Source organism: Duganella rhizosphaerae, assembly GCF_040364205.1.
Classification (GTDB): Bacteria; Pseudomonadota; Gammaproteobacteria; order Burkholderiales; family Burkholderiaceae_D; genus Rugamonas; species Rugamonas rhizosphaerae.
The window spans coordinates 416,594-441,036 of the sequence record NZ_BPWK01000004.1; the positions used below are offsets into that span (position 1 = coordinate 416,594).

A 24,443-nucleotide genomic window follows, 5' to 3' on the forward strand; every position below is an offset into this window, starting at 1 on the left:
GTCCATCAGCCTACATGAAGCACGTCCCTGTTCCGCACGTTTCCCTGATCACCGTCATCGAGATAGTCGCGATTCTGGTGGGCGCGTTTTCCGGCTTCGTTGAAGCGCGCCGCAAGCGCATGGACGTGGTGGGCGTGTTCACGGTGGCCTTCATCACCGCGTTCGGCGGCGGCACGCTGCGCGACATCCTGCTCGACCGAAGACCGCTGTTCTGGGTGCTGCACCAGGAATACGCGATCCTGATCTTCATCCTGGCGCTGGTGGCCGCGCCGCTGATGCGCACCCTGCGCCAGATCCTTTCCGAACGCTTGATCGTGGTGGCCGACGCCATCGGCCTCGGGCTGTTTGCCGTGGCCGGCGTGTCGCAGGCGCAGGCAGCGCACATGCCGCTGTTCATCGCCTCGATGATGGGCGTGATCACCGGCATCTTCGGCGGCGTGCTGCGCGACATCGTCTGCAACGAAGTGCCGATGGTCTTCCGCGACGGCAAACCCTACGCCATCTGTGCCTTCTTCGGCTGCTGGATGTACATCGGCTTGCAATACACCGACGTCTCCGACGACTTCGCGCTGTGGGCCAGCGCAGCCTGCATCACGCTGCTGCGACTGGTGACGTGGAAGTTCGAACTGCATCTGCACTACCACAAGAACTGAGCGCATCAAGGAGAAACGCATGTCGGAATTCACCAATGTTCGATACACGCTGGCAGTCCTTGACCTGGCCAAATCCACGACCTACTACACTTCAGTTCTCGGCCTGAGCATTGACTTTACGGTTCCCGGCTGGACATTTCTGTCGCGAGGCAGTTTTCGCGTGATGCTCGGCGAGTGCACGGATGCCATGCCACCGTCGGAGCTTGGCGACCACTCCTGGTACGGCTACGTGACGGTCTCGGACGCCTCTGCCTTATTTGCGGAGTACCAGGCTTCGGGAGCCGAGTTCACTCAGACGCTCGCGGACAAGCCGTGGGGTATGCGAGAGTTTGGCATCCGCACAATCGACGGCCATCGCCTCATGTTTGGCCAAGAGCTGGGATTAAACGCCTAGGGGGACAATGCGCACTTACTCCTTTCCGCATTACGGTTCCAAACTCACTTCATGGAAGCAATCTGTCGACATGACAATGCGTGAGCCTTTTCATTTGGCAAGATGCTATCCTATCGCGTAGGCCGCAAGCGGCCAGTATTTTAGGAACAAAAAATGGACCAAAAAAATATGGAACGCTACATCCCTGTAGTGACCATCGTTCTAGGTTTAGTCATTGCTAGCGCAGTGGCGTGGGAGCTGCTCTTCCCTGACTCTCACCTGGCTAAGGTTATTGGCTTCATTGCGTTCGGTGCGCTTTGCGTTTTCCTTCGCGCCGTTCCGCCAAAACTTTTAATTCCGAAGCCGAAGAAGTAGTGTGCGAATTTCCCGCACAATGGGACGACACATGGCCAGATATCCAGCTAACACGAGTTTATGACAACGGCTTGCGAGGATAACGGCTGCAACCGGTTGAATCCACAGCCAGAAGCTGCCGTTGGCGCTAGCTCTTCAGACAAAACAAAATAAATCGACTTAACGATTAATTTCCTTAGCTCGAAGTCGCCTGAGGCCAGTGCAGCATACATAGACAAATGCTTCGCGGTAGTTTTTTTATTTTAACGCCACCGTGAAATTTTATTTATTTGACATTGTCTATTTAATATCTTAGGATGCAAAACCCCAAGTCTTGAACGGAAATTGAAATGCGCAACGCCGCACGCACCTCAGCGACTCTTGTAGTATTCGCTGCTCAGTTGGGAGTGGCTTCGTCGGCCTTTGCCGGCGTCGATTCCCTGGTTGTCGGCAACGACAGCAGCACCATATCCTTTCTGATGTACTACAGCAGTACGACCTCGACCACTTCGCGTCAGCTGTATATTGACACCGACCGCTCAAACAGCTCCGGTTTCACAATCGGCGGCGTCGGCAGCGAGTTTTTTGTCGCTGACGGTAACCTGTATCGCTACACGGGTACTGGCGCCTATAACTGGTCGTGGCAATTGATCGCCCCCGTCAGCTTTGCGGATGATGGCAGCAAGGCGCAATGGACTATCCCGCGCAGCCTGCTCACGACGGCAGCAACCTTCGACATCGTAGGCAAAGTACAAGGACCAAACTGGCAGTCCGCGGGCGCTAAGCAAAACTACACCATCAATTCCGACACGCCAGTGCTGGCACGCGATCCGTACACTTGGCCTTTCGCACAGGACAGCATCTGGAACATGCCAATCGGCAGTGGAGCGCAATATGTTCCAGCCAACCTGCCGCTTGTTCCAGGCAACGATCCATGGGCCAATATTCCACAAGCCGATCGCGAGAAAATCGTGCTGAAGCCGAGCGCACCAGCAACGCCGGTTTATTACAGCTCGGCTGGCTGGACCGCCGGAGCCAATCGCTGCGCACCGACTGGCGCACAGCTGACCACCGTACCTATTCCAGCCGACTACATCGTAGCGAACGGTAACGGCAACAGCTCTGCCGCCTTCCTGAGTGCAGACGGCCGCACCATTATCCAAAGCCAGCCACTGGCCCGTTGCACTGCCGGTGGCCCGGCCACCAGCCAGATTGCGCTTGCACCGGTCGATCTTTACGGTCCTGGCATCACCGGTGCGCATGGCGGCTCGCGCATGTCGGCCATCGGAGGCACGTTGCGCCGTGGCGAATTGCGTCCAGGCGGTCAAGGTCCACGCCATGCGCTCAAGCTGAATGTCTATGCGGCGCAGGTGCTGTACAAATGCACCGACTCGGCCGGGCATTCGGATTGCTACCGCTGGCCAGCGCAAACTGCCGACAGCTACGCGGTAGGCAGATATGGCACTGTCAACAATGGTCTGGTTGAAAATGGCGTCCCGAAAACTGGCGGTTCCTATGCGATGCGGATGGGTGCACTGCTGGCCATCCCTGCATTGCAGGATATCAATGCGCTGGGCCTGAAGACCGAACCGGCACGCCAGTTGGCTTGGACTTTGCAGAACTACGGCGCTTACATCGTCGATGATGCCTGGGGTGCCAGCTATGCTTTCAACGTGGAAGACGGCGCTGACGGCTCGTTTACGGATCAGTTCATGACGGACTGGAAGTATCCATTCGAAGCGACGTACCAGAACAAGATTGACTGGATGAACGACATTCAGCGCCTGATGACCGCTCTATACGTTGTCGACAACAATTCGCCAACGACTATTGGCGGTGGCGGAGATCCACTGCAGCCGCTGGCTCCAGCCCTGCCTTCGCTATTGCCGCAACGCTAAAATCGCACGCAACAAAAAAGCCGATCTTTCTAAAGATCGGCTTTTTTAAATGATGGATGTCACTTGGAATTCTTAATGCGAAGTGCAAGTTTCGAACGTGCGCCCCTGCAGGGTGATGCTATTGCCGCCGCAAAAGCGCCAAGACAAACCTCGTTGACCGCTTGGCTCCTAGGTGCGCTACTTATGCAAACGTGCCAAGCCGCCGTGGCGGCGCCCATCGCGATCGACATTCGAGGCAGCCAAATTCTGGGTCCCGATCAGCAAGATATCGGTGAAGTGGACTGGCTGGCGCGGCTGAACAACTGGAAGCGCGATCCCAACGGCAAACATGAAGAATGGCTGAGCGCCATGCGAACCTGGCGCACCGGACAGCTGGCTAAGATCAAGTACGACGACGCGCAGTATCGCCGCACTGAGCTGCGTTGGACCCAGCGCAATTTCGTGCAGCCGCAGGCCATGGTGGAGGACCGCTATCTGTACGACCCGGTCACCGGACGCTACACCGTCGACCGCTACCTGAAAGACCTTGAGCAGCGCTACGGCGGCATCGACAGCGTCCTGCTCTGGCCGGTCTACCCGAACATCGGCATCGACAACCGCAACCAGTGGGACATGGTGCGCGACCTGCCCGGCGGCATCGACGGCGTTCGACAGCTGATCAAGGACTTCCACGCGCGCGGCGTCAAGGTCTTCTTTCCCACCATGCCGTGGGACACCGGCTCGCGCGACGTCGGCACGACCATGCATCAAGCCACCGCAGCGCTGATGGCGGAGATCGGCGCGGACGGCGTCAACGGCGATACCATGGACGGCCTGCCACTGGAGTACCGCACAGCCTCCGACGCCACCGGCCATCCGGTCGCGCTGGAGCCGGAACTCGCGTTCAAGGACGACGGCATGCTGGCCTACAACCAGCAGAGCTGGGGCTACTGGCCAACTGCACTGGTGCCCCTGGTCAGCAAATGGAAGTGGATGGAACCACGCCATATGGTGCATGTGTGCGACCGCTGGGCTACGGACCGTACCAACATTCTGCAAGATGCCTTCTTCAACGGCGTCGGCATCGAAAGCTGGGAGAACGTCTGGGGCTGGTGGAACCAGTTCACGCCGCGCGACGGCGAAGCGATGCGGCGTATCGCCACCATCTATCGCTCCTTCCCCGATCACCTCGTCAGTGCCGATTGGCGGCCACACGTGCCGACGCTGCACTACGGCGTGTACGCCAGCGAGTTTCCGCTGGGGGGCAAATCGCTGTGGACGATCATCAATCGCACCGACTGGAGCGTGAACGAAAGCATCATGCGCGTCCCGCACAAGCCGGGCCAACGCTATTTCGATGTGTGGAACGGCAAGGAAATCACGCCGCTGATCCGCCACGATCAAGCCGAGCTGAGCTTGCCACTGGAAGCCCACGGCTACGGCGCTGTGCTGCGCATCGACCGCGATGCCAGCGTCGCCGGCCTGGACATCACCTTGAAGCGCCTGGCGCGGCAGGCCGCCAAGCCATTGGGTTCCTACTCAAACGAATGGCAACCGCAGCCGCAGAAAATGACGCCGATCGCAGCCAGCCCTCCCGCACGCAACCAACCCGAGGGCATGGTCAAGATACCGGGAACCGTTTTTGACTTCCAGGTTCACGGCGTTGAGATCGAAGGCGAAAACAAACCGGGGCTGGATGTGCAGTATCCGTGGGAAGCGTCCGCCAGACGAGGCCACTTGCATCGTTTGAAGATCAAGCCGTTTTACATGGACAAATACCCGGTCACCAACGCGCAGTTCAAGGCATTCGTCAGCGCGACCGCCTACCATCCCAAGGTCGACCATAACTTCCTCAAGCATTGGGTGAACGGCAGCCCTCGCTCCGGCGATGAAAATCGGCCGGTGACCTGGGTTTCGCTGGAAGACGCGCGCGCATATTTGCTATGGGCCGGCAAGCGCTTGCCGAATGAATGGGAGTGGCAGTATGCTGGCCAAGGCAACGACGGCCGCCTCTACCCATGGGGAAATGAGTGGGATGCAGCGATGGTCCCGACACCGGCCAAGGGGCGCGACCTTCCGGCACCGGAACAGGTCGGCCAGCACCCGGGCGCGGCCAGCCCATTTGGCGTCGAGGACATGATCGGCGGCGTCTGGCAATGGACCAACGAGTTCGCCGATGAGCATACCCGCACAGCGATCCTGCGCGGCGGCAGCTACTACCAGCCACAAGATTCATACTGGTACTTCCCGCAAGCCTACAAGCTGAATGAACACGGGAAGTACTTGCTGATGGCCCCTTCCAAGGACCGCTCCGGCGGCCTGGGATTCAGGGGCGCAAAAGACACAACAACGGAATAATCTACTTTTTAAATATGGAACCCGCATGAGCACAATTAGTATTCGTCAGGCAGCACTCTCTGATATTGAAGCATTGTCCGTTTTATTCGATGGCTACCGCCAGTTCTATGGCCGCGAAAGCGACGTCGCGGCAGCAAAGCAATTCCTGATCGACCGATTCGGCAACGGCGAGTCAGTACTGTTTATCGCGCACGACGGGGCCGAGCCCGTCGGCTTTACCCAACTGTACCCAAGCTTCTCCAGCGTTTCACTGGGCCGCATCTACGTCCTGAACGACTTGTTCGTCAATGAACTGGGCCGCCGCAAAGGAGTGGGTTCCAAACTGTTGACAGCCGCCGCCGATTTCGCACGCGCAGTCGGGGCAATTCGTCTGGCGCTGTCAACCTCCAATACAAACACAACGGCACAAGCGCTCTATGAAGCCGAAGGCTGGGAGCGCGACGACGATTTCTTCTACACCTACGCCACCAAAAAATAGTCCTTGACGAAAATGCTAGCGGGTCCAGTCCTCGACCCGCAGTTTGGGGACTTTAGCGAAAGCATGGTCGCTCGTGACCAGGACCGCATCCTTGATCAGGGCATGGGTCGCAATCAGCAAATCGAGCGGCGCCAGAACATTGCCGTTCGCCGTCATCTGTTCACGCACCGTGCCGTAAAGTTCCGCAGCATCGCCATCCCATGGCAGAACATCGACGCGCCGCAGAAATTCTTGCATCACCGTCCGCAACCGGGTCGCCTCCGGCCGCCTGGCTAATCCGAACATCAGTTCACCCTTGGTGATGGCCGAAATGCAAAGCAACGCCATCGGCACATTCAACAAGCGCCCGGCAACAACCGGATGGTCCTTGACCAGATGGCTGACCGTATTGGTATCGAGCATGTACAACGTCATTCTCGCCATCCTTCAAAAGGATCGCGCTGCGGCGAGTCCTGGTGACGCTCTTCCTCGCTCAGGAAATCGGCGGGCACATCGGCGCCCTTCAGCGCTGCGAAAAAACCATCCCAATTACTGGGTCGCCGTGACAGGATCACATCCCCGGTTTCAGGGTCTTGTCGAATAAAGACCTCTTTGGTGTCAAACCGGTAGGCGGCAGGCAAGCGCACCGCTTGGCTGCGCCCATTGATAAAGAGTTTTGCGATATAGCTCATGATCACCTCTTTGGCATATACCAAAGTATATGCCAACTCAAAAAAGGTGCAATGCCAATCAGATGATAGGCCTCAATCGACGACGCTGCCCGCCGGCGGCACGCCATAGCGGTCTGCCTGTACCTTGCCGCTGACGCCGTGCGTGCGCACGTCGGCAGTGATCGGCAGCATGTCCTTGTTCCACTGCTCCCACTGCTCTTTCAACTTCGCGAACACTTCAGGGTGGCGCTTGGCCAGGTTGGCGCGTTCGCGCTGGTCCTTGACCACATCGAACAGGAACTCGTTGCCGCCGATTTTCAGATACTTCCAATTGCCGGAGCGGATGGCGCGCTGCGCATTGGCCTTGTAGCGCCACAACAGCGTGCGCTCCTGCTGCTTCGCCTGGCCCAGCAACAGCGGCAGCAGATTGGTTCCGTCGGTCGGATAGGCAGGATCGGGCGCGCCGCCGGCTGCGGCCAACAGCGTCGGCAGCCAATCCATGCTGATCGCCACCTGCTCGGACACCTGCCCCGCCGCGATCTTGGCCGGCCAGCGCACGATGGCCGGCACGCGGATGCCGCCCTCCAGCAGCTCGGTCTTTTGCCCGGTCAGCGGCCAGGTCTTCGAGAAGCGCTCGCCGCCGTTGTCGCTGGTGAAGATGACGATAGTGTTGTCCGCCAGTCCCTTGTCCTCCAGCGCCTTCAGCACGCGGCCGATCGACGCGTCCAGCGATTCGACCATGCGACCGTAGGTGGCCAGGTCGCCGCCGTCGTAGTGGAAGATGTTGTCGATGTCGCGCGAGATCGCCTCGTCGCCCGGACCTTCCCACGGCCAGTGCGGCGCCGTGTAGTGCAGCGACAGCAGGAAGGGCTTGCCGGCCTGCTGCTTCTGCACGAAGTCCACCGCGCGCGCCCCCAGCAGGTCGGTGTAGTAGCCGATCTGGTGCACCGGCACTTCGCCCTCGTACAAATCCTCCTTCACCTGCGGGCCAACGCCCGGCTTGTGCGTGAAGTAATCGATGGCGCCGCCGTAGTTGCCGAAGAAGCTGTCGTAGCCGCTCTTCAACGGCCCGAAGGTCGGCAGGTAGCCCAGGTGCCACTTGCCGATCAGCGCCGTGCCGTAGCCCTGCTTCTTCAGCAGCGACGGCAAGGTTGGATGCGTGCGCGGCAGGCCGATGGTGTCGGAGGCGCCGGCGATCGGCTCCTCCAGCCCGCCGCGCAGGCGGTACTGGTAGCGGCCGGTGATCAACGCGAAGCGCGTGGCCGAGCACACGGCCGAGTTGGCATAAGCCTGCGTGAAACGGATGCCCTGCCCGGCCAGCTTGTCCAGGTTGGGTGTGCGGAAATCGGTCTGGCCGTAGACGCCCAGGTCGGCGTGGCCCAGGTCATCGGCCAGGATAAAGATGATGTTGGGCTGCTCCTTGCCAGCGGCCAGGCCGTTCGGCAGAACGCCGGCCAGCGCCAGCGCAGGCAGGGATTTCAGAACGCGGCGGCGGGTGGTATTGGTCATTCTTGGTCTCCAATCAGAAATCTGCGCGGGCGGTCACGCCGACCTGGCGGGGCGTTCCGATCACGGCGTTATAGGCGCCCGGGTTGGTGTTCCAGGTGCTGGTGTAATAGGTTTTGTCGAACACGTTCTTGGCCCATACCGAGATATCCCAGCGGGTCTGGCCGTTCTTCACTTTCACGCCGGCCGACAGGTTGGTCAGGCTGTAGGCTGGAATGCGCGAGTACTCCGAAGCATCCAGCGTACCGTAAGTTCCGCTGCGGTAGGCATAGTTGATGTTGCTGTAGCCTTCGACGTTGGCCTCCAGCGTGGCCGCATATTGCGCGCTGAGGTTGCCGATCCAGCGCGGCGCATTGACCAGCGCGGCGCGGCCCGACAGATCGCACGAGGCGCCGGGACGCTCGCTCGGGCATGGCGCATTTTTGTACTCCTTGTACTTGACGTCGTTGAACGAGCCGTTGGCGCCCAGCGTTAAGCCACGCACCACGACCAGGCTGGTGTCCAGTTCCAGGCCGCGGCTACGCACGTTGCCGGCGTTGGTCAGGTAGGACGTGGCGCTGACCGGATCGTAGGCATTGCTCTGGTAGCCCTTGACCTCGTTCCAGAACAGGCTGGCGTTGACTTGCGCGCGGCGCTCCAGCAGGTTGCTCTTGATGCCCAGCTCCAGGTTGTTGGCCTTCTCGTTGTTGACCCTGAGCGAGGACACGCCCGCCGCGCCCGGCACCGACAGGTTGATGCCACCCGATTTCTCGCCGTGCGACAGGCTGCCGAAGGCCAGCACGTCGGTATCGACCTTGTAGGCCAGCGTGACCAGCGCCGACGGGCTCAGGTTGTTGAGGTGGACGTCGCCCGAGTTGTAGGTGCCGTAGCGGGCGTTGCGCGAAGCCAGCGCGGCACCGCTGACGACCGGACCGGTCGGCGCGTCGCGCGTCACCTGGGCGATCTTGTCTTCGTAGGTGGCGCGCAGGCCGCCGGTCAGGTCCCACTTCGGATCGATGTGCCAGATCGACTGGCCGAACAAGGCGTAGCTGTTGACGCGCAAGTGGCCGTTGCCGATGCTGGTGACGTTGCTCCAGGCGCCGGCCGGCGTGGCGTTGAACTTGTCGGCCAGCGGCCCGTTGTAGGTGAAGTTGACGTTATCCAGGTTCTGGTAATAGTAGTACGCGCCGAACACCGATTCCACCGGCCGCCCCAGCGGCGTGGCCAGGCGCAGCTCCTGCGTGAACTGGCGATGGCGCGCCGAAGCGCCGACGTTCAGCGTCACCGGCACGTCGAGCCCGTCGTCGTTGTGCGGCGTGAAGTTCCAGAAACGGTAGGCACTGATGGAAGTGAACTTGTAGTCGTTGTCGAGCTTCCAGTTGACCTCGCCCGAGACGCCGCCCTGGTGCACGTCCACATGCGAGCCGCTGTCCAGGTTGACCTGGCGCTTCGTCGGGTCGGTGATCGGGTGGCCTCCGACGGCGGCGGCCTGCGCCAGGAACTTGCCGCCCGGGCCGGCGCTGTAGAAGATCAGCGTGCCGTTGTTGGAGTCCTCGACGTTGTAGTCGGCGATCAGGCGGGCGCTGACTTTGTTGTTCGGTTCCAGCAGCAGCTGGGCGCGCACGCCTTCGCGGTCGCCGCCCTGTACCTTGCTGCCGTTGTAGACGTTGGTGATGTAGCCGCCTTCATGCGTCTTGTAGACGGCGATGCGGCCGGCGGCCGTGTCCGAGAACGCGCCCGACAGCACGGCCTTGGCCTGCACGTAGTCCTGCTGGCCGAGCGACAGCTGGGCGCTGTTCTCGCTGCGGAAGGTCGGCTGTTTGGTGGTGATATTGAGCACGCCGGCGGTGGTGTTCTTGCCGAACAGCGTGCCTTGCGGGCCGCGCAACAGTTCCAGTTGCTGGATGTCCAGCGCATCAAAGGCGGCCATGCCGGGACGGGCCAGGTACACGTTGTCGAGATAAACGCCGACGCTGCCTTCGAGGCCGTCGCTGGCCGGGTTGTTGCCGAGGCCGCGCACGGCAAAGCTCATCTGGCGCGCGTGGACGTAGTTGACGGTGGTGCTGGGCAGCAGTTGCTGCAAGTCCTGCACGCGGTAGACGCGGTTGCCCTCCAGCGCGCTGCTATCGAGCACGCTCATCGATGTCGGCACGCTTTGCGACGTCTCGTTGCGGCGGCGCGTGGAGACGGTGACGCGGGCCACCACTTCCAGCGAAGCATCGGCTCCGGCGGCGGCGGTCGTGGCGGCGGCCGACGGCCCGGCGCCTTCAGCGGCGGCGACTTCGGCGGCTGCTTCGGCGGCAGTGGCGGAAACAGCCGACAGTCCCAGCGCCGCAGCGTTCTGCGCCTGTACCGGCGCAGCGGCAACCAGCAGGAGTCCATATGCCGCAGCGACGGCGGCGGCCAATTTATTCTGTTGCATAGCAGTCTTCCATTCAAATTAACGGGCGTGAACCGCCCCGCACGCCGGCTTGGCGGCCGGCGTGTTCTGTTGTTGTAGGTAGGTGATGGCGCCGCAACGATGTGCGGCGCGGGGGCGGGTTCGCGCTTAGTTCGTGACCACGCGGAACCTGCCTGGCTCCGGCGGCGTGACCGCTTTTTCGGAACGCGGAGTGCCTTCCGGCACCCAGTTGTACGGCACCGGTTGGGCGCGGTACAGCCAATTACTCAACACCGGCTTGCCCGCGCCGGCCACCGGCGTCGGCGCGAAGTACGGGCTGACGTATTCCCAGGCGATGTCGCCCTTGCTCGTGACCTGGAAGATGCGGCCGTTCATGCCTTCATCGATCAGGGTGTTGCCGTTCGGCAGGCGGCGCGCGCTGCTGATGAAGGAGCTGTAGAAGCTCCACTCCGGTCCGTTCGAATCGCCGCCCGTGTATTCCCAGACGATCTGCCTGGTGACGGGATCGATCTCCAGCACCCGCGAGCGCGGCTGCACGCCAACGCTGACGCGCGGATAGCCGGCCTCGCCCTGGTTGTCGAACACCAGGAGGTTGCCGGCGCCAGGCAGGCCCGGCTCGATCAGGTGCGCATCATGCTGGCCGATGATCTGGTCCACCGGGCGCGGCAACACGCGCGGACCGCGCACCTGCGCCGGATAATCAGGTCCCAGCGACCACACCACTTTGCCGGTCTGCTTGTCGAGGATGATGATGAAGTTCGCTTCGCGCGAATCGATCAGGATGTTATCGGGATTGAAGCGCTTATCGCCCGCATCGAACCAGCGGTTCGGTCCCAGCACCGACATGTTGTTGACGTGCAGGTAGTCGAACGGCGCAGCCTTGCCGCGCGGCGAGTAGCCGTTCTTCACTAGCTTCAGCGATTCCGGCTTGAAGCCGAATTCGTCCAGGTGATCGGAGGCCAGCCACTTCCAGACGATGTCGCCGCCCGGCGTGACCTCGTAGATCACGTCGTCCAGTACCTGCGGCGCGGCGAAGCCGGCCAGCGGATGCACCAGGTTGGCCAGCACCAGCGTATTGCCGTTAGGCAGACGACGCCAGTCGTGGTGCTGCTTGGCGCTGCCGCCGGGCACTTGAGCGGAGGCCTTGCCTTCCACCGGCGCGGCATACGCATCCTGCGCACCACCGGCCTCGCCCCACTGCCAGACGACCTTGCTGTTCCAGTCCAGTTCACCGATGGCCTGGTTGCGCAGACCGTTGCCCTCGTTGGAGGTGCCGGTGGTGCTGGCCAGTTGCACCAGCACGTGGCCGCGCTTGCCGCCGGTCAGCGCAGGGTTCAGCAGCACCGGTGGGAAGCCTTCGGCGTTCCAGCGGTGTACCTCGTTGCCGTTCATGTCGATCAGGTGGGTGTTCTTGTCCTGGCCGCTGAAGATCACGTAGCTGTTGTACGCAGTGGCGGTGTCGTAGCGGGTGACGCCGGTAGGATAGATGCTGGGCGCGGCGCCCAGGTTGGCTGCGACGATGAACAGCGACAGTGCGGCGAGTGTACGAGTAGTCATGACACGAGTTCCCAGTGAGTGGACAGTGTGTCTATATTACTAATCCACGTAGAAAACTCGAACTAATATAACCAAACATCGTTATACAAAAAATGCCGAAGAACCCCGTATGCTCTTAGCGATACGCTGACTGCGCCGCTTAGGGGTCAGACCCCGTCCGGGGTCTGACCCCGCTTGGCCGTGCGGGTTTAAACAGCTTCGGCGCCGGTCTCGCCGGTACGGATGCGGATCACCTGCTCGACGTTCTGCACGAAGATCTTGCCGTCGCCGATCTTGCCGGTGCGGGCAGCCTTGATGATGGCGTCCACCACCTGCTCGGCTACGCCGTCGTCGACCACAACTTCGACTTTCACTTTCGGCAGGAAGTCGACCACGTATTCCGCGCCACGATACAGTTCGGTGTGGCCCTTCTGGCGGCCGAAACCTTTGACTTCGGTAACGGTCAGGCCGGTGACATTCACTTCGGCCAGTGCTTCGCGCACCTCGTCCAATTTGAACGGCTTGATCACAGCGGTAATCTGTTTCATGACTTCTCCTTATTTTGTTTCAACGAAAATCTGGTGCCGGGCGTGCCGCGAGCGATTACTTTGTATTGTAATCGACGCGCACACGCTGTCCATCAACGTATGCGAATACCTGTCAATTCCCTGCTTCTTGCACCGGAATGGAGCGTAATTCCTCCAGCCATACAACGCTTTGCGCATCGCTCGGCGCGCGCCAGTCGCCGCGCGGCGACAACGAACCGCCGCTGCCCACCTTCGGTGCATTCGGCACGCAGCTGCGCTTGAACTGGCTGGTGCGGAAGAAACGGTCCAGGAAGATGCCCAGGTTTTTCTTGATCTCGGCCAGTCCGTACTGGTTGCGGGTGACGTGGTCGCCATCCGGCCAGCGGCCCTTCTCCTTGTCCTGCCACGCGGTCAGCGACAGGAAGGCGACCTTGGACGGACGGAAGCCGAAGCGCAGCACGTAGTACAGATTGAAGTCTTGCAGCTCGTAAGGACCGATGGTGCTTTCGGTACGCTGTTCCGGCTGGCCGTCCGCCGTGCCCGGCACCAGCTCGGGGCTGATCTCGGTGCCCAGGATGTCGAGCAGCACCTGCGCATCGTTGCGGCCGATCACGCCTGACTCGGCGACCCAGCGCACCAGGTGCGAGATCAGCGTCTTCGGCACGCTGGCGTTGACGTTGTAGTGCGACATGTGGTCGCCCACACCATAGGTGCACCAGCCCAGCGCCAGCTCGCTCAGGTCGCCGGTGCCGCAGACGATGGCGTTGTGGTGGTTCGCCAGGCGGAACAGGTGATTGGTGCGCTCGCCGGCCTGCACGTTTTCAAACGTGATGTCGTACTGCGCCTGCCCTTCCGAATACGGATGGTTCAGGTCCTTCAGCATCTGGATGCAGCTCGGGCGGATGTCGATTTCTTGCGCCGAGCAGCCGACCAGCTTCATCAGCGCATGCGCTTGCGTCAGCGTGCGGTCGCTGGTGGCGAAGCCTGGCATGGTGTAGGCCAGGATGTTGGTGCGCGGCAGGTTCAGCTTGTCCATCACGCGCGCGCACACCAGCAGCGCATGGGTCGAATCGAGGCCGCCGGAGACGCCGATGACGATCTTCTTGATGTTGCTGGAGCTCAGGCGCTGCGCCAGCGCCTGCACCTGTATGTTGTAGACCTCGTTGCAGCGCTCGTCGCGGCGGCGCGCGTCGGCAGGCACGTAGGGGAAACGTTCGACGCAGCGCTTCAGAGCCAGCGGCTCTTCGCGGCCGATCTCCAGTTCGAAGAATACGGTGCGGAACTTGTTCACCTCGGCAGCATGGCGCTGCACCGATTGCGCGAAAGTGTTCATGCGCATGCGTTCGCGCGACAGACGTTCCAGGTCGATGTCGGCAAAAGTCAGCGTGGCCTCGTCGCTGAAGCGCTTGGACTCGGCCAGCATCTCGCCGTTCTCGCAGATCACGCCCTGCCCGTCCCACGCTAGGTCGGTGGTCGATTCGCCGGTGCCGGCCGAGGTGTACAGGTAGGCGGAAATGCAGCGCGCCGATTGCTGCGACACCAGCTGGTTGCGGTAGCCGGCCTTGCCCACCAGAGCGTTCGACGCCGACAGGTTGACCAGCACGGTGGCGCCGGCCAGCGCCGCGAACGACGATGGCGGAATCGGCACCCACACGTCTTCGCAGATCTCGACGTGGAATTTGAACAGCGGCATGTCCGCCACTTCGAACAGCAGGCTGGAGCCGAACTGCACGCGCTCGCCCAGCAGGTCGATCTCGGTGGCGACCGCGTAGTCGCCGCTGCTGAACTGGCGGGCGTCGTAGAACTCGCCGTAGTTGGGCAGGTAGCTCTTCGGCACCACGCCCTGGATCTGGCCGTTGGCGATCACCACCGCGCAGTTGTACAGCTGGTGCTCAACGCGCAGCGGCACGCCGACCACCAGCGCCAGCTTCCATTGCGCCGAGGCGGCGACGATGCTGTCGAGCGCGTCGAGACAACCATCGAGCAAGGCACGCTGGTGGAACAAGTCGTCGCAGGTGTAGGCCGACAGGCCCAGTTCAGGGAAAGCCACCAGCGCCGCGCCTTGTGCGGCGGCCTGTTCGGCCAGGGCGATGGTCTGGAGCGCGTTATAGGCTGGGTCGGCGATGCGGCAAATCGGGGCGGCGATGGCGACCCGGGCGAAATCGTGGGTGTACAGATTCAGGAAATTCGAGGTCATGTGTAGTCTTTCGCGAGCACAAGGGACATGCAAAATCGAATTATCGCACGGGGACAGCCGTGCCGCCGCCAACAGATCGGCTTCAGATAGGCTAGACTTGCGCCAACATCAAAGGCCGGAGGCAGACGTGGCAGTAGCAGTATTTACGATCATCGACTCACTGGACGGCGTGGACCCGGCGCAATGGCAGGCGCTGGCCGGCGACAATCCGACGCTCAGCTACACTTTCCTGCACGCGCTGCACGAGAGCGGCTGCGCCTCGCCCGACACCGGCTGGTCCCCGCGCTACCTGGTGCTACACCGCGACGGCGTGCTGGCCGGCGCCATGCCGCTGTACCTGAAGGATCACAGCCGCGGCGAGTATGTGTTCGACCACGCCTGGGCCGACGCCTTCCACCGCAACGGCATCGAATACTATCCCAAGCTGCTGTCGGCGGTGCCGTTCACGCCGGTGACCGGCAGCCGGCTGCTGGCGCAGACGCAGGAAGACCGCCAGTTACTGGCGCGCGCCGCCGTGCAGGTGGCGCGCCAGCTGGGCACCTCATCGCTGCACATCCTGTTCCCCGACCAGCAGGACAAGCGGGCGCTGGCCGACGCCGGCTTCATGCTGCGCGAAGGCGTGCAATTCCACTGGGATAATCCCGGCTATGCCGATTTCGAAGCCTTCCTGGCCAGCATGAAGATGGAGAAGCGCAAGAAGATCCGCCAGGACCGGCGCCGCGTGCTGGACGCGGGCATCGTCTTCGAGCACCTGGCCGGCGAGCAGATCACCGCCGAGGTGCTGGGCTTCTTCTACGACTGCTACGTGTCGACCTACCACGCGCACTATTCCAAGCCCTACCTGTCGCTGGCATTCTTCGAACGCATCCTGCGCGAAGCGCCGGACAGCATGATGATGGTGCTGGCCAGGCGTGGCGACGCGCCGGTGGCGGCCGCGCTGAACCTGGTGGGCGGCGGCACCATGTACGGCCGCTACTGGGGCACGCTGGAATTCGTCTCCGGCCTGCACTTCGAAACCTGCTACGTGCAAGCTATCGACTACTGCATCCGCCACGGCATCGCCCGCTTCGAGGGCGGCGCCCAGGGCGTGCACAAGATGTCGCGCGGGCTGGTGCCAACGCCGACCTGGTCGGCCCACTGGGTGGCCGACCCGCGCTTCGCCGGCGCCATCGCCGACTTCCTGCGCGAAGAAACCGCCGCCATGAACGACTACATCGACGAGCTGGCCGAGCACGTGCCGTTCAAGGCCGGCTGAGGCGGGCGCGTCAATGCTGGCCCGCCGGCGTCATGCGCCGTTCGGCCACGCGCCGCTCGGCATTGACATTCCTGGCCGGCTTGGCGGGCAGCGGTCCGTAGGCGCGGTAAGCCAGCGCCAGATACAGCAGGCCCGCCACGATGGCGTACGCGCCGACCAGCCAGACCAGCGCCAGCACGCCCATGTTCGGCATAGTCACCAGCACCGTGCCGAACATGACGGACACCAGGCCACCGGCCAGCAGCAGCCAGTCGCCGCCGCGCAGATGGCTGCGCAAGCGCACCGCCAGGATGATATCCAGCACGCCGCTGATTATCGCGTTGACGCCGATGACGATCACCAGCACCAGCGCCGCCAGCACCGGCTGCATGACCGCCAGCACGCCGGCGGCGATGCTTACCAGCCCCAGCACCAGCAACAGCCACCAGTCGAACGCATGCGACCCGGTGGCGTGCCGCCGGTTGCGCACCACGCCGGTCAGGTACACCACGCCGGCCAGCAGCGCGTACACGGCGAAGATCGCCACCAGGCTCAACACGGTCGGTCCCGGCATCGACAGCGCCAGTCCGCCGAACACCAGCAACAGCACGCCGCGCAACGCCAGCATCCACCAGCTACGCAGCACCATCGGCCTCGCATCCATGCTCACCTCCCCTCATAAACGGTCGCTCATGGGTGTCAGACCGGCGTGACGGGCAAAGGGTTCCGCAAAACGCAGGTAGAATGGTAGCGTTACCTACTATCGATGCGAGCATGAAACCAGTTTGCTTCACAGCAATTTCAAACGGGCCTATACTCTGGGCCCCTTTGTAGGGTTTTATCAGGAACGTGGCAAGCCAAGCATGAATGCAGATTTTATAAGACAACGTGAGCGGTTCAAGTCCGCCACGATGAAGCGGATCGACGTCAGCGATGAATCCTACAGCAACGTAACCGAATTATTGGCGGCGATCGCCAAGCCTTTCCACGTCCGCAAGGGCGAATACATGCAGCGCGCCGGCGTGCCGGCGACCCAGGTGCACTGGATCAGCAGCGGTGTGGTGCGCAGCGGTTTCTTCAACCGCGACGGCATCGAAGTGACCTTGCGCTTCTACCGCGAGGGCGAATCGGCCACCACGCTGACCGACCTGATCAGCGGCGAAACCGGCCAGCCGGCGGTGCAGTTCCTGATCGCGGAAACGCCGATCCACGGCTTCACGCTGGACTGGAAGCGGTCCTGCGAACTGCGGGCGCAGCACGAGGTGATGCAACATTACCATTTGAACATCGCCATGCATGGCCTGCAGACGCTGGCCCAGCGCGCCTACACCAACGGCGAAACCTCGGCCCACGAGCGGCTGGCGGCGTTCCGCGAAGAATATCCGGGGCTGGAGGCGCGCATCTCCCAGCGCGCGATCGCGTCCTACCTGGGCATCACGCCGCAATACATGTCGCGCTTGCGGCGCGAGGCCGAAGCGGCCACCGGCGCGCCGCGCGGATAAAAAAAAGCCCCTGGCGCTGGCGCTCGGGGCTTTCTTGTTTCAGGCGGCGCGCATTACGCGATGCCGTTTTCCTTCTTGTAAGCGGCGACGCCGCTCAGGATCTCTTCTTTGGCTTCGTCCGGGCCGTACCAGCCGTCGATCTTGACCCATTTGCCTTTTTCCAGGTCTTTGTAGTGCTCGAAGAAGTGCTGGATCTGGCGCAGGCGCAGTTCGTTCAGGTCTTCCGGCTTCTGCCAGTGGCTGTAGATCGACAGTACTTTGTCGACCGGCACGGCCAGTACTTTGGCGTCTTCACCGGCTTCGTCGGTCATCTTCAGCACGCCAACAGGACGGCAACGCACGACCACGCCTGGGATCAGCGGGAACGGGGTGATCACCAGCACATCGACCGGGTCGCCGTCGGCGGACAGGGTGTTCGGCACGTAGCCGTAGTTGCATGGGTAGTGCATGGCGGTGCCCATGAAACGGTCGACGAAGATCGCGCCCGATTCCTTGTCAACTTCATACTTGATCGGATCGGCGTTCATCGGGATTTCGATGATGACGTTGAAATCGTTCGGCAGATCGCGGCCGGAAGATACTTTATTCAAGCTCATGGGGGTTTCCTCGTAAGTGCTGGCAAATGTTTAACCGCGTAATTATAGCGAACTACAGCCCGCTTGTGCGGCGCAGCACTGCGAAACAGCCCATCAGGCGCGACTGTGTCGTGAGCGGACTCAATAGCAAAACCCCTCGCCCCATCTAAACTGAAGGTTTCAGGAGGCGAAAAATGAAGCCATTGAAGAGCAAGTGGATTGCCTACACGGTCGTTGTGGGGCTGATCCCAATGCTGACGCGCTTGCTGATATGGACGGCGACCACAGCAGGCCGAGTCGCACCGCTTGCCGCCTCAGACTTTGTCGCACTCGGTCTAGTGTTGCATATTTCGATCGTCAATGAACTGGAGCACGTCCCGTCAAAAGAAGCGGAAATAAAAACCATCCTTAATGGTACTTCCCTGCTTTTTATCACTTTGTACGGGGCATTACACGCGCTCACGGTCCTCGCAGAGCAGAATGCCACCTTGATAGATCCCACGTCAATATTGCAAGATAGCATCGCATTGGCAGGGGCATCGATGGCGCTAAGTTTGGTTGTATTCCAATACTTATCAAGAAGGAGCAAGCGATGACCACAATTCTTAACATCATCACCTATATAGCGGTAGCAGTCGGATTTGGGGTCTCAATCTGGGTATATCTCAAGACCGGAAAACAAGCCCCACAAGAACACCCGCAAGATGAAAAACCCGACCCCTCAACTATGAAATAAAGACCCGTCGCCAGGACGGGGGCGTAGCCGGTTTCGCGACAATCTTGTTACTCCCGGCGACGGCGCCGAAGGCATAAAGTTCTCCTGCGGCGCCAATCCTGGGCGCTCCCAAAGGAGACAGCAATGACCACTATCACCCACACTATCGCCTCCCCCGCGCTATGGCTGCAGCAACGCCTGGCCTTGCTGGCGCGCGAGAAGGAATTGACCCACCTGCACGACCAGGTCGCCCGCGAACGCCGGGCGCTGCCCTGGGTGCGCGTTGAAAAAAACTATGTGTTCGACACGCCGCAAGGCCAGCGCACGCTGGCCGACCTGTTCGAAGGCCGGCGCCAGCTGGTGGTGCAGCACTTCATGTTCACGCCGGGCGCCGAACAAGGGTGCAGCCACTGCTCTTATATGGCGGACCATACCGACGGCGCCCTCGCCCACCTGGCGCAGCGCGACGTGACCTTTGTCGCCGTCTCGCGCGCGGCGCTGGCCGACATCGAGCGCTTCCGCCATCGCATGGGCTGGCGCTTCAATTGGGTATCGTCGGGGGAAGGCGATTTCAACTACGACTTCCACGTCAGCTTCCGGCCCGATGAGCTGGCCAGCGGCGAAGTCAACTACAACTACCAGCGCCAGCCCATCAAAAACCCCGACATGCCCGGCGTCAGCGTGTTCTACAAGGATGACGACGGCGTGGTCTACCACAGCTACTCGACCTACGGCCGCGGTGTGGAAGTGATGATGCACACCTATAACTTCCTCGACCTGACCCCGCTCGGCCGCAACGAGGAAGACCTGCCCTATACGATGGCGTGGGTGCGTCACCACGACCGTTACGAGGCCGCGCCGGCTGCAGCCGCGTGCTGTCATGCGCAGGCATAAGCCGGCACTGCAGGTCATGGCGCCCATCGCGGCCGGCCACGCCGCCTCGGCCGCCTTGATGACCGCCGTTCACGGCGCCGGCCTGATGCTGGCGCCGGTGCTGGTTCCGCTGTGCGGCAGCGACGGCACCGTGCGCGAGGTGGCCATGGCGGGTTCGCAGACGCTGGCGCTGGCGGCGTCCGGCATGCACGCGGCGGCGATGCTGGGCATGACCGCCGCCGTCAACGCGCTGCTGAAACGGTACTACGCGGTATAAAAAAACCCGTCGCAAGGACGGGTTCTGCTTAGAGGACGGTGGCCAGCGCGCACTGGCGGTAGTGGTTGGCGGCGTCTTCCGGCTGGGCCAGCGCTTCGTGCAGCTGCGCCAGCTTCAGGTGGGATTCGCGCACCATGCGCGGGTCGGCGGCGTCGGACAGGGCTTGCTCCAGGTAGCGCTGCGCCTTGCCCCACAATTTCTGCTTCAGGCACAGCGAACCCAGCGTCAACGCCAGCTCGGCGTCGGTCGGACGGGTGTGTATCCAGTTTTCGCAGTGCTCGATCTGCATCAGCAAGGCGGCCGAGCCGGCAGGCGCAGCCGCTTCGCGGTAGGCCCGCACCACGCGGTCGTCCCAGTCGGCGGCCAGCGATTCTTCCGCCACCAGGCGCGCCTCGTCGTGCAACCCGCGCGCATTGAGCGCGGTGGCGGCGCGACAGGCCACGTACGGTTTGATGCGGTCGGCGCCAGGCACGGTCGACCATACCCGCTGCAGCGATTCCGCATCGTGGCTGCTGTCGGACAGCATGTCGTCATAGGCCAGCTCGCGCAGGCGCGACGACAGCGCCGGATGCAGCGCGCGGTGCTTGTCCAGCGAACGCACCAGGCGCAGCACTTCCGGCCAGTTCTTGGCTTGCTGCTGCGCCTTCAGCGACCATTGCAAGGCGTGGATGTGGCGGGTGCCGCTGGCGTTGAGCTCGCGCACCGCCGCCAACGCCTGCTCCGGCTGATGGTCGTCGACCAGCAGTTCGGTCATCGTCATCAGGCGCGCGGTCTTCATCGCGTTGTCATCGCTGAGCTTGGCCAGCCAGTTGTCGCGGCGCGCGCCCTGGCGCATGCGGTGCGCGGCGCGGGCGCCGATCAGCGCGGCCACGCCGGCGTTTTCCGGCAGTTCCGAGGCGCGCATCGCGGCCTTTTCGGCATGGCCGAAACGGCCTTCAAACAGCGCCTTCAGCGCTTCGCGCAGGCCCTTGTTGCCGTCGCGCTCGCGCTTGCGCTGGCGGTAGGCCGCCACCTTGCCCGGCATCTTGACCGTGGCGCGGAAGGCGCGGATCACGATGTACAGGAAGGCGAACAGCGCCACTTCCAGCACCACGAAGAAATTCAGCGACAGGTCGATCCGGTTCGGCGGGTAGAACAGCACCACATTGCCCGGATTGAAACGCGCCGTCACGGCGATACCGATGGCGGCAGCCATCAAAGCGACTATCCAGAGAAATAAACGCATGACTATGGCTTCGCTTTGTAGTTGCGCACAGCGTTCAGGCTGTCCGACAGGGTCGGCATTTCAATCGCCAGATTGCTGGTCTGCACCTGGCGCAGCAGCATCTGCACGGTCTGCGTCGATTTGGCGCGGACATCGAAATACTTGACCAGCGCTTCCTGCGCCGCGATCAGGTCGGCGCGGAAGGCCGTCTCATTGCGCGACAACAGGGCCATGCGCGCGTTCAGCAGGCGCAGTTTGAGGTTCTCGCGCAGGAAGTAAGCCTGGGTCGGCGACAGCATCAGCGCGTCCGGCGTAGTCACGCTGCGCACGCGGATCAGCTGGCGCACGTCGGTCCACATCTCGGTGCTCCAGCTGCTCCAGGTGTCTTGCAGCGCTTGCAGCCACGGGCTGGTCGGCTCGACCGGCTCAGGCTTGCCGCCCTTGCCCACGGCCGGCTTGGCCTTGGCCTTCTTTTCCGGCGGCGCCGGCAAGGTCGGCTTTTCGTCCGACAGCATCGGCAGCGTATCGATCTGCGCGATCACGTTGTCCAGGCGCAGCGCCATGCCCACCGAATCGACGCTCGGCAAGGCCTTCAGCTTTTCCGTGTCCTTGGCGATGGCGCGGCGGATGGTGATGAATTGCGGCTTGTCCGAACGCGACAGGCTGCGGTCGGCGTTTTGCAGCGCGATCAGCGCGCCCGGCACGTTGCCGGCCAGTTGCAGCTGCTGGCTGGCGGTCGACAGCACTTGCTCGATCTCGGTCAGCGCCCACTCGTCGCGGTTCTTGGACAGGTCCTGGTACAGCTGCTCCAGCGCCAGTTGTTGGCTCTGCGCTTCCTGCTGCTTGCTTTCCAACAGGGCCACCTTGCCTTGCAGCTCCTTGCTGGTCTCCTGCACGGCGCGCGCCAAGGTGCCGGTTTCGGCATTGCTGGCGTCGCCCTTTTGCAGGCGGCGCGCCATTTCCTCGCGCAGGTTGCGCACCTGGTTGTGCGAAGACCAGGTCTGGCCGGCCAGCAAAATGGCCAGCACGACGATACCGACCAGCAGCATCTGCGGCTGTTGCACGGTTTCGAGCAGGCTGGGCTCAGGCTGCGGCTTGGCCGCAGGCGGGGTCTCGGCGGCGGCGCCGGCGGAGACGACAGGATCGGGTAAGGTAGGCAAATCGTTCATAGGCGTGATTGTAACGCGGCCAGCAGGCGTTCGTCGCCTGATCCGGTGAGCGTCAGTCGGGAAAACCCTAAATTGTTTGCCGTTTCGGCAATTCGGGCGTGCGGGATGATCAAATGCTGTTGTTGCATCAATACAACGCAACTCTGCTGCGTTGCGTCAGCCTGCTGCGCGTCCAGTTGCGCCAGCAGCTCGCACAACCCGCGCAGCGCTTCGGAACTGGTGATGATCCAGTCGTTTTGCTGCGCCAGCAAATCGCGCAGCGTGGCCGCCAGCTGCGGCGTCAGGCGCGGCACCGAGCGGCGGTAGGCCGGCACCACGTCGACCACGGCGCCGGCCGCGCGCAGGCCGTCGGCCATCAGCTCGCGGCCGCTTTCGCCGCGCACGATCAGCACCGGCTGGCCGCGCAGCGCGGCCAGGTCCAGCGTTTGCAGCAAGTGTTCGGAGTCGCTGTGGGCGCTGTCGGCCGGGCTGACGATGTCGACCGTCGCCGGCGTCACGCCATGCGCGGCCAGGGCGGCGCGGCTGCCCTCCCCCAGCACCGCCAGCTTGACGCCGGCCGGCCATTGCTTGATGTGTGCGAAGGCGGCGTCGATGGCGTTGGGCGAGACGAAGGCCACCATCTTGTAGCCGGGCTGCGGCGCGCACAGCTTCGCCAGCGCGGCCAGCAAGGCGGCCGGTTGCGGCAAGGGCTCGATTTCCAGCAGCGGCAACAGCTCGACCTGGCGGCCCAGCGCGCTAACGCGGGCCGCCAACGGCAAGGCTTGCGCCAAAGGACGGGTGATGACGACGGCGCCGGTCATCCGCTGGTCAAGTGCCGGAGGACGGCGCGGCGGCTGGCGCCGGCGCATCGCCGGCCAGCGTGGCCGAACGGGCGTCGGCGTCGGCCTGGGCCGCTTCGCTCAGGCAGGACGCCAGGATGCCGACCGCGTCCTGCGCGCGCAGCAGCTCGGCGACCTGCTGGCCCAGCGCTTCCGGATCGGCGGCGCCGCCGCGCACCTCGGCGCTGGCCATGCGCGCGCCGTCCGGCGTGGCGACCATGGCGCGCAGGTGCATCTGGCCGTCCGCCACGGTGGCGAAGGCCGCCAGCGGCACCTGGCAGCTGCCGCCGAACACCTTGGACACCTTGCGCTCGGCCGTGACGGCCTGGAAGGTGGCTTCATGGTTCAGCGGCGCCAGCAGGGCCATCAGGTCGATGCCGCCGGCCTCCTTGCGCACCGGGATCTCGATCGCCATCGCGCCCTGGCCGGCGGCCGGCAGGCTGTCGGCGGGGTCCAGCAGCGCGCGGATGCGCTCCGGCAGGCCCAGGCGCTTGAGGCCGGCGGCCGCCAGGATGATGGCCGCGTAGTCGCCGCGATCGAGCTTGCCCAGGCGGGTGTCGAGGTTGCCGCGCAACGGTTTGATCACCAGGTGCGGGTAGCGCGCGGCGATCAGCGACTGGCGGCGCAGGCTGCTGGTGCCGACCACGGCGCCGGCCGGCAGCTCGCCCAGCGAGGCGTAATCGTTGGAGACAAAGGCGTCGCGCGGGTCTTCGCGCTCCAGCACGGCGGCCAGGGCGAATCCTTCCGGCAACTCCATCGGCACGTCCTTGAGCGAGTGCACGGCCAGGTCGGCGCGGCCTTCGGCCATGGCGACCTCGAGTTCCTTGACAAACAAGCCCTTGCCACCCACCTTGGACAGGGTGCGATCAAGAATTTGGTCGCCTTTTGTCGACATTCCTACAATTTTAATATCGCACTGCGGATATAATAATGTCAAACGCGCCCGTACATGCTCGGCCTGCCACATGGCAAGCCGACTTTCACGCGACGCGATCACCAAGGTGGACGGAGGATTTTGTAGTAATTCCGATATTTTCAAAACCAGTTCTTTCGCTGTAGCGGGCGCTAACCGGCGCAGGCCAGTCACACGCGCGTGTTTAAGATCACAAATTTTATCATGCTCACCTTCTTGCAGAACCGGGCCACAAGCCTTTGCACCGACTTTTCACATCTTTGCGGCTTATCTC

Annotated in this window: 24 protein-coding genes; 11 read left to right on the forward strand and 13 right to left on the reverse strand. The window is 62.7% G+C overall.

Going from position 1 to position 24,443, the window contains the following annotated elements:
* Window positions 1-14 precede the first annotated feature (14 nt).
* The 6 genes from RUGAMON1_RS11900 to RUGAMON1_RS11925 all read left to right on the forward strand — a co-directional run bounded on the left by RUGAMON1_RS11900 (window position 15) and on the right by RUGAMON1_RS11925 (window position 6,093).
* Window positions 15-653, forward strand: coding sequence for a trimeric intracellular cation channel family protein (locus tag RUGAMON1_RS11900; protein WP_116989629.1), 639 nt, complete (start codon window positions 15-17; stop codon window positions 651-653).
* 19 nt (window positions 654-672) lie between these two features.
* Complete coding sequence (locus RUGAMON1_RS11905) at window positions 673-1,047, forward strand: VOC family protein (protein ID WP_445230700.1); 375 nt, start codon at window positions 673-675, stop codon at window positions 1,045-1,047.
* A gap of 153 nt (window positions 1,048-1,200) precedes the next feature.
* The gene (locus RUGAMON1_RS11910; RefSeq protein ID WP_445230701.1) at window positions 1,201-1,401 is read left to right on the forward strand and encodes a hypothetical protein; all 201 of its coding nucleotides are present in this window, start codon (window positions 1,201-1,203) and stop codon (window positions 1,399-1,401) included.
* Window positions 1,402-1,730: 329 nt separating this feature from the next.
* Complete coding sequence (locus tag RUGAMON1_RS11915) at window positions 1,731-3,278, forward strand: hypothetical protein (RefSeq protein ID WP_445230702.1); 1,548 nt, start codon at window positions 1,731-1,733, stop codon at window positions 3,276-3,278.
* Window positions 3,279-3,461: 183 nt separating this feature from the next.
* The gene (locus tag RUGAMON1_RS11920; protein WP_445230703.1) at window positions 3,462-5,615 is read left to right on the forward strand and encodes a formylglycine-generating enzyme family protein; all 2,154 of its coding nucleotides are present in this window, start codon (window positions 3,462-3,464) and stop codon (window positions 5,613-5,615) included.
* A gap of 25 nt (window positions 5,616-5,640) precedes the next feature.
* On the forward strand, window positions 5,641-6,093 hold the full coding sequence (locus RUGAMON1_RS11925; protein ID WP_445230704.1) for a GNAT family N-acetyltransferase: 453 nt from the start codon (window positions 5,641-5,643) through the stop codon (window positions 6,091-6,093).
* A gap of 15 nt (window positions 6,094-6,108) precedes the next feature.
* Here RUGAMON1_RS11925 and RUGAMON1_RS11930 read toward each other — a convergent pair whose 3' ends face one another.
* The 7 genes from RUGAMON1_RS11930 to RUGAMON1_RS11960 form a co-directional block, all read right to left on the reverse strand.
* Complete coding sequence (locus tag RUGAMON1_RS11930) at window positions 6,109-6,495, reverse strand: type II toxin-antitoxin system VapC family toxin (protein ID WP_445230705.1); 387 nt, start codon at window positions 6,493-6,495, stop codon at window positions 6,109-6,111.
* An 8-nt stretch (window positions 6,496-6,503) separates the two neighbouring features.
* On the reverse strand, window positions 6,504-6,764 hold the full coding sequence (locus RUGAMON1_RS11935) for an antitoxin (protein WP_445230706.1): 261 nt from the start codon (window positions 6,762-6,764) through the stop codon (window positions 6,504-6,506).
* Between the two features lie 72 nt (window positions 6,765-6,836).
* Complete coding sequence (locus RUGAMON1_RS11940; RefSeq protein WP_445230707.1) at window positions 6,837-8,252, reverse strand: sulfatase family protein; 1,416 nt, start codon at window positions 8,250-8,252, stop codon at window positions 6,837-6,839.
* A 13-nt stretch (window positions 8,253-8,265) separates the two neighbouring features.
* Window positions 8,266-10,650, reverse strand: coding sequence for a TonB-dependent receptor (locus RUGAMON1_RS11945; RefSeq protein ID WP_445230708.1), 2,385 nt, complete (start codon window positions 10,648-10,650; stop codon window positions 8,266-8,268).
* Window positions 10,651-10,776: 126 nt separating this feature from the next.
* Window positions 10,777-12,186 carry an aryl-sulfate sulfotransferase gene (locus tag RUGAMON1_RS11950; protein ID WP_445230709.1) on the reverse strand — a complete coding sequence of 470 codons (1,410 nt, stop codon included), beginning with the start codon at window positions 12,184-12,186 and terminating at the stop codon, window positions 10,777-10,779.
* Between the two features lie 188 nt (window positions 12,187-12,374).
* The gene (locus tag RUGAMON1_RS11955; RefSeq protein ID WP_020705920.1) at window positions 12,375-12,713 is read right to left on the reverse strand and encodes a P-II family nitrogen regulator; all 339 of its coding nucleotides are present in this window, start codon (window positions 12,711-12,713) and stop codon (window positions 12,375-12,377) included.
* A gap of 112 nt (window positions 12,714-12,825) precedes the next feature.
* Complete coding sequence (locus RUGAMON1_RS11960) at window positions 12,826-14,889, reverse strand: NAD(+) synthase (protein ID WP_445230710.1); 2,064 nt, start codon at window positions 14,887-14,889, stop codon at window positions 12,826-12,828.
* 127 nt (window positions 14,890-15,016) lie between these two features.
* On the opposite strand from RUGAMON1_RS11960, the gene RUGAMON1_RS11965 reads away from it, so the two are divergent.
* Entirely contained in the window at window positions 15,017-16,144 is a 1,128-nt protein-coding gene (locus tag RUGAMON1_RS11965; protein WP_445230711.1) for a GNAT family N-acetyltransferase, read from the forward strand.
* 10 nt (window positions 16,145-16,154) lie between these two features.
* Here RUGAMON1_RS11965 and RUGAMON1_RS11970 read toward each other — a convergent pair whose 3' ends face one another.
* Window positions 16,155-16,787 carry an HdeD family acid-resistance protein gene (locus RUGAMON1_RS11970; protein ID WP_445230712.1) on the reverse strand — a complete coding sequence of 211 codons (633 nt, stop codon included), beginning with the start codon at window positions 16,785-16,787 and terminating at the stop codon, window positions 16,155-16,157.
* Between the two features lie 247 nt (window positions 16,788-17,034).
* Here RUGAMON1_RS11970 and RUGAMON1_RS11975 point away from each other — a divergent pair, with 247 nt between their 5' ends.
* Window positions 17,035-17,625 (forward strand): Crp/Fnr family transcriptional regulator, encoded by a 591-nt coding sequence (locus RUGAMON1_RS11975; protein ID WP_116989620.1) that lies wholly within the window; start codon window positions 17,035-17,037, stop codon window positions 17,623-17,625.
* 53 nt (window positions 17,626-17,678) lie between these two features.
* On the opposite strand, the gene ppa is transcribed toward RUGAMON1_RS11975, so the two are convergent.
* On the reverse strand, window positions 17,679-18,221 hold the full coding sequence (gene ppa, locus RUGAMON1_RS11980; protein ID WP_008447002.1) for an inorganic diphosphatase: 543 nt from the start codon (window positions 18,219-18,221) through the stop codon (window positions 17,679-17,681).
* Window positions 18,222-18,394: 173 nt separating this feature from the next.
* Here ppa and RUGAMON1_RS11985 point away from each other — a divergent pair, with 173 nt between their 5' ends.
* The 3 genes from RUGAMON1_RS11985 (at window position 18,395) to RUGAMON1_RS11995 (ending at window position 20,065) form a co-directional block, all read left to right on the forward strand.
* Window positions 18,395-18,796: a hypothetical protein gene (locus RUGAMON1_RS11985; protein ID WP_445230713.1), complete on the forward strand. Its 402-nt coding sequence runs from the start codon at window positions 18,395-18,397 to the stop codon at window positions 18,794-18,796.
* A gap of 263 nt (window positions 18,797-19,059) precedes the next feature.
* Window positions 19,060-19,809 (forward strand): DUF899 domain-containing protein, encoded by a 750-nt coding sequence (locus tag RUGAMON1_RS11990; protein ID WP_445230714.1) that lies wholly within the window; start codon window positions 19,060-19,062, stop codon window positions 19,807-19,809.
* Window positions 19,796-20,065: a hypothetical protein gene (locus RUGAMON1_RS11995; protein WP_445230715.1), complete on the forward strand. Its 270-nt coding sequence runs from the start codon at window positions 19,796-19,798 to the stop codon at window positions 20,063-20,065. Before RUGAMON1_RS11990 ends, RUGAMON1_RS11995 begins: the two co-directional genes overlap by 14 nt.
* 28 nt (window positions 20,066-20,093) lie before the next feature.
* Here RUGAMON1_RS11995 and RUGAMON1_RS12000 read toward each other — a convergent pair whose 3' ends face one another.
* Genes RUGAMON1_RS12000 through hemC form a run of 4 tightly spaced genes read right to left on the reverse strand, consistent with a single transcriptional unit; the run spans window position 20,094 to window position 24,295 of the window.
* Complete coding sequence (locus RUGAMON1_RS12000) at window positions 20,094-21,290, reverse strand: heme biosynthesis protein HemY (RefSeq protein WP_445230716.1); 1,197 nt, start codon at window positions 21,288-21,290, stop codon at window positions 20,094-20,096.
* Between the two features lie 2 nt (window positions 21,291-21,292).
* On the reverse strand, window positions 21,293-22,438 hold the full coding sequence (locus RUGAMON1_RS12005; protein ID WP_445230717.1) for a uroporphyrinogen-III C-methyltransferase: 1,146 nt from the start codon (window positions 22,436-22,438) through the stop codon (window positions 21,293-21,295).
* Window positions 22,435-23,238 (reverse strand): uroporphyrinogen-III synthase, encoded by an 804-nt coding sequence (locus RUGAMON1_RS12010; protein WP_445230718.1) that lies wholly within the window; start codon window positions 23,236-23,238, stop codon window positions 22,435-22,437. Before RUGAMON1_RS12010 ends, RUGAMON1_RS12005 begins: the two co-directional genes overlap by 4 nt.
* Before the next feature lie 7 nt (window positions 23,239-23,245).
* Window positions 23,246-24,295: a hydroxymethylbilane synthase gene (gene hemC / locus RUGAMON1_RS12015; RefSeq protein WP_445230719.1), complete on the reverse strand. Its 1,050-nt coding sequence runs from the start codon at window positions 24,293-24,295 to the stop codon at window positions 23,246-23,248.
* Window positions 24,296-24,443 lie beyond the last annotated feature (148 nt).

What these genes read in the sequence shown, in the direction of transcription:
- RUGAMON1_RS11900 (WP_116989629.1), top strand. Translation starts at nt 15, where the DNA reads ATGAAGCACGTCCCTGTTCCGCACGTTTCCCTGATCACCGTCATCGAG.
- RUGAMON1_RS11905 (WP_445230700.1), top strand. Translation starts at nt 673, where the DNA reads ATGTCGGAATTCACCAATGTTCGATACACGCTGGCAGTCCTTGACCTG.
- RUGAMON1_RS11910 (WP_445230701.1), top strand. Translation starts at nt 1,201, where the DNA reads ATGGACCAAAAAAATATGGAACGCTACATCCCTGTAGTGACCATCGTT.
- RUGAMON1_RS11915 (WP_445230702.1), top strand. Translation starts at nt 1,731, where the DNA reads ATGCGCAACGCCGCACGCACCTCAGCGACTCTTGTAGTATTCGCTGCT.
- RUGAMON1_RS11920 (WP_445230703.1), top strand. Translation starts at nt 3,462, where the DNA reads ATGCAAACGTGCCAAGCCGCCGTGGCGGCGCCCATCGCGATCGACATT.
- RUGAMON1_RS11925 (WP_445230704.1), top strand. Translation starts at nt 5,641, where the DNA reads ATGAGCACAATTAGTATTCGTCAGGCAGCACTCTCTGATATTGAAGCA.
- RUGAMON1_RS11930 (WP_445230705.1), bottom strand. Translation starts at nt 6,495, where the DNA reads ATGCTCGATACCAATACGGTCAGCCATCTGGTCAAGGACCATCCGGTT.
- RUGAMON1_RS11935 (WP_445230706.1), bottom strand. Translation starts at nt 6,764, where the DNA reads ATGAGCTATATCGCAAAACTCTTTATCAATGGGCGCAGCCAAGCGGTG.
- RUGAMON1_RS11940 (WP_445230707.1), bottom strand. Translation starts at nt 8,252, where the DNA reads ATGACCAATACCACCCGCCGCCGCGTTCTGAAATCCCTGCCTGCGCTG.
- RUGAMON1_RS11945 (WP_445230708.1), bottom strand. Translation starts at nt 10,650, where the DNA reads ATGCAACAGAATAAATTGGCCGCCGCCGTCGCTGCGGCATATGGACTC.
- RUGAMON1_RS11950 (WP_445230709.1), bottom strand. Translation starts at nt 12,186, where the DNA reads ATGACTACTCGTACACTCGCCGCACTGTCGCTGTTCATCGTCGCAGCC.
- RUGAMON1_RS11955 (WP_020705920.1), bottom strand. Translation starts at nt 12,713, where the DNA reads ATGAAACAGATTACCGCTGTGATCAAGCCGTTCAAATTGGACGAGGTG.
- RUGAMON1_RS11960 (WP_445230710.1), bottom strand. Translation starts at nt 14,889, where the DNA reads ATGACCTCGAATTTCCTGAATCTGTACACCCACGATTTCGCCCGGGTC.
- RUGAMON1_RS11970 (WP_445230712.1), bottom strand. Translation starts at nt 16,787, where the DNA reads ATGGATGCGAGGCCGATGGTGCTGCGTAGCTGGTGGATGCTGGCGTTG.
- RUGAMON1_RS11975 (WP_116989620.1), top strand. Translation starts at nt 17,035, where the DNA reads ATGAAGCGGATCGACGTCAGCGATGAATCCTACAGCAACGTAACCGAA.
- ppa (WP_008447002.1), bottom strand. Translation starts at nt 18,221, where the DNA reads ATGAGCTTGAATAAAGTATCTTCCGGCCGCGATCTGCCGAACGATTTC.
- RUGAMON1_RS11985 (WP_445230713.1), top strand. Translation starts at nt 18,395, where the DNA reads ATGAAGCCATTGAAGAGCAAGTGGATTGCCTACACGGTCGTTGTGGGG.
- RUGAMON1_RS11990 (WP_445230714.1), top strand. Translation starts at nt 19,060, where the DNA reads ATGACCACTATCACCCACACTATCGCCTCCCCCGCGCTATGGCTGCAG.
- RUGAMON1_RS11995 (WP_445230715.1), top strand. Translation starts at nt 19,796, where the DNA reads ATGCGCAGGCATAAGCCGGCACTGCAGGTCATGGCGCCCATCGCGGCC.
- RUGAMON1_RS12000 (WP_445230716.1), bottom strand. Translation starts at nt 21,290, where the DNA reads ATGCGTTTATTTCTCTGGATAGTCGCTTTGATGGCTGCCGCCATCGGT.
- RUGAMON1_RS12005 (WP_445230717.1), bottom strand. Translation starts at nt 22,438, where the DNA reads ATGAACGATTTGCCTACCTTACCCGATCCTGTCGTCTCCGCCGGCGCC.
- RUGAMON1_RS12010 (WP_445230718.1), bottom strand. Translation starts at nt 23,238, where the DNA reads ATGACCGGCGCCGTCGTCATCACCCGTCCTTTGGCGCAAGCCTTGCCG.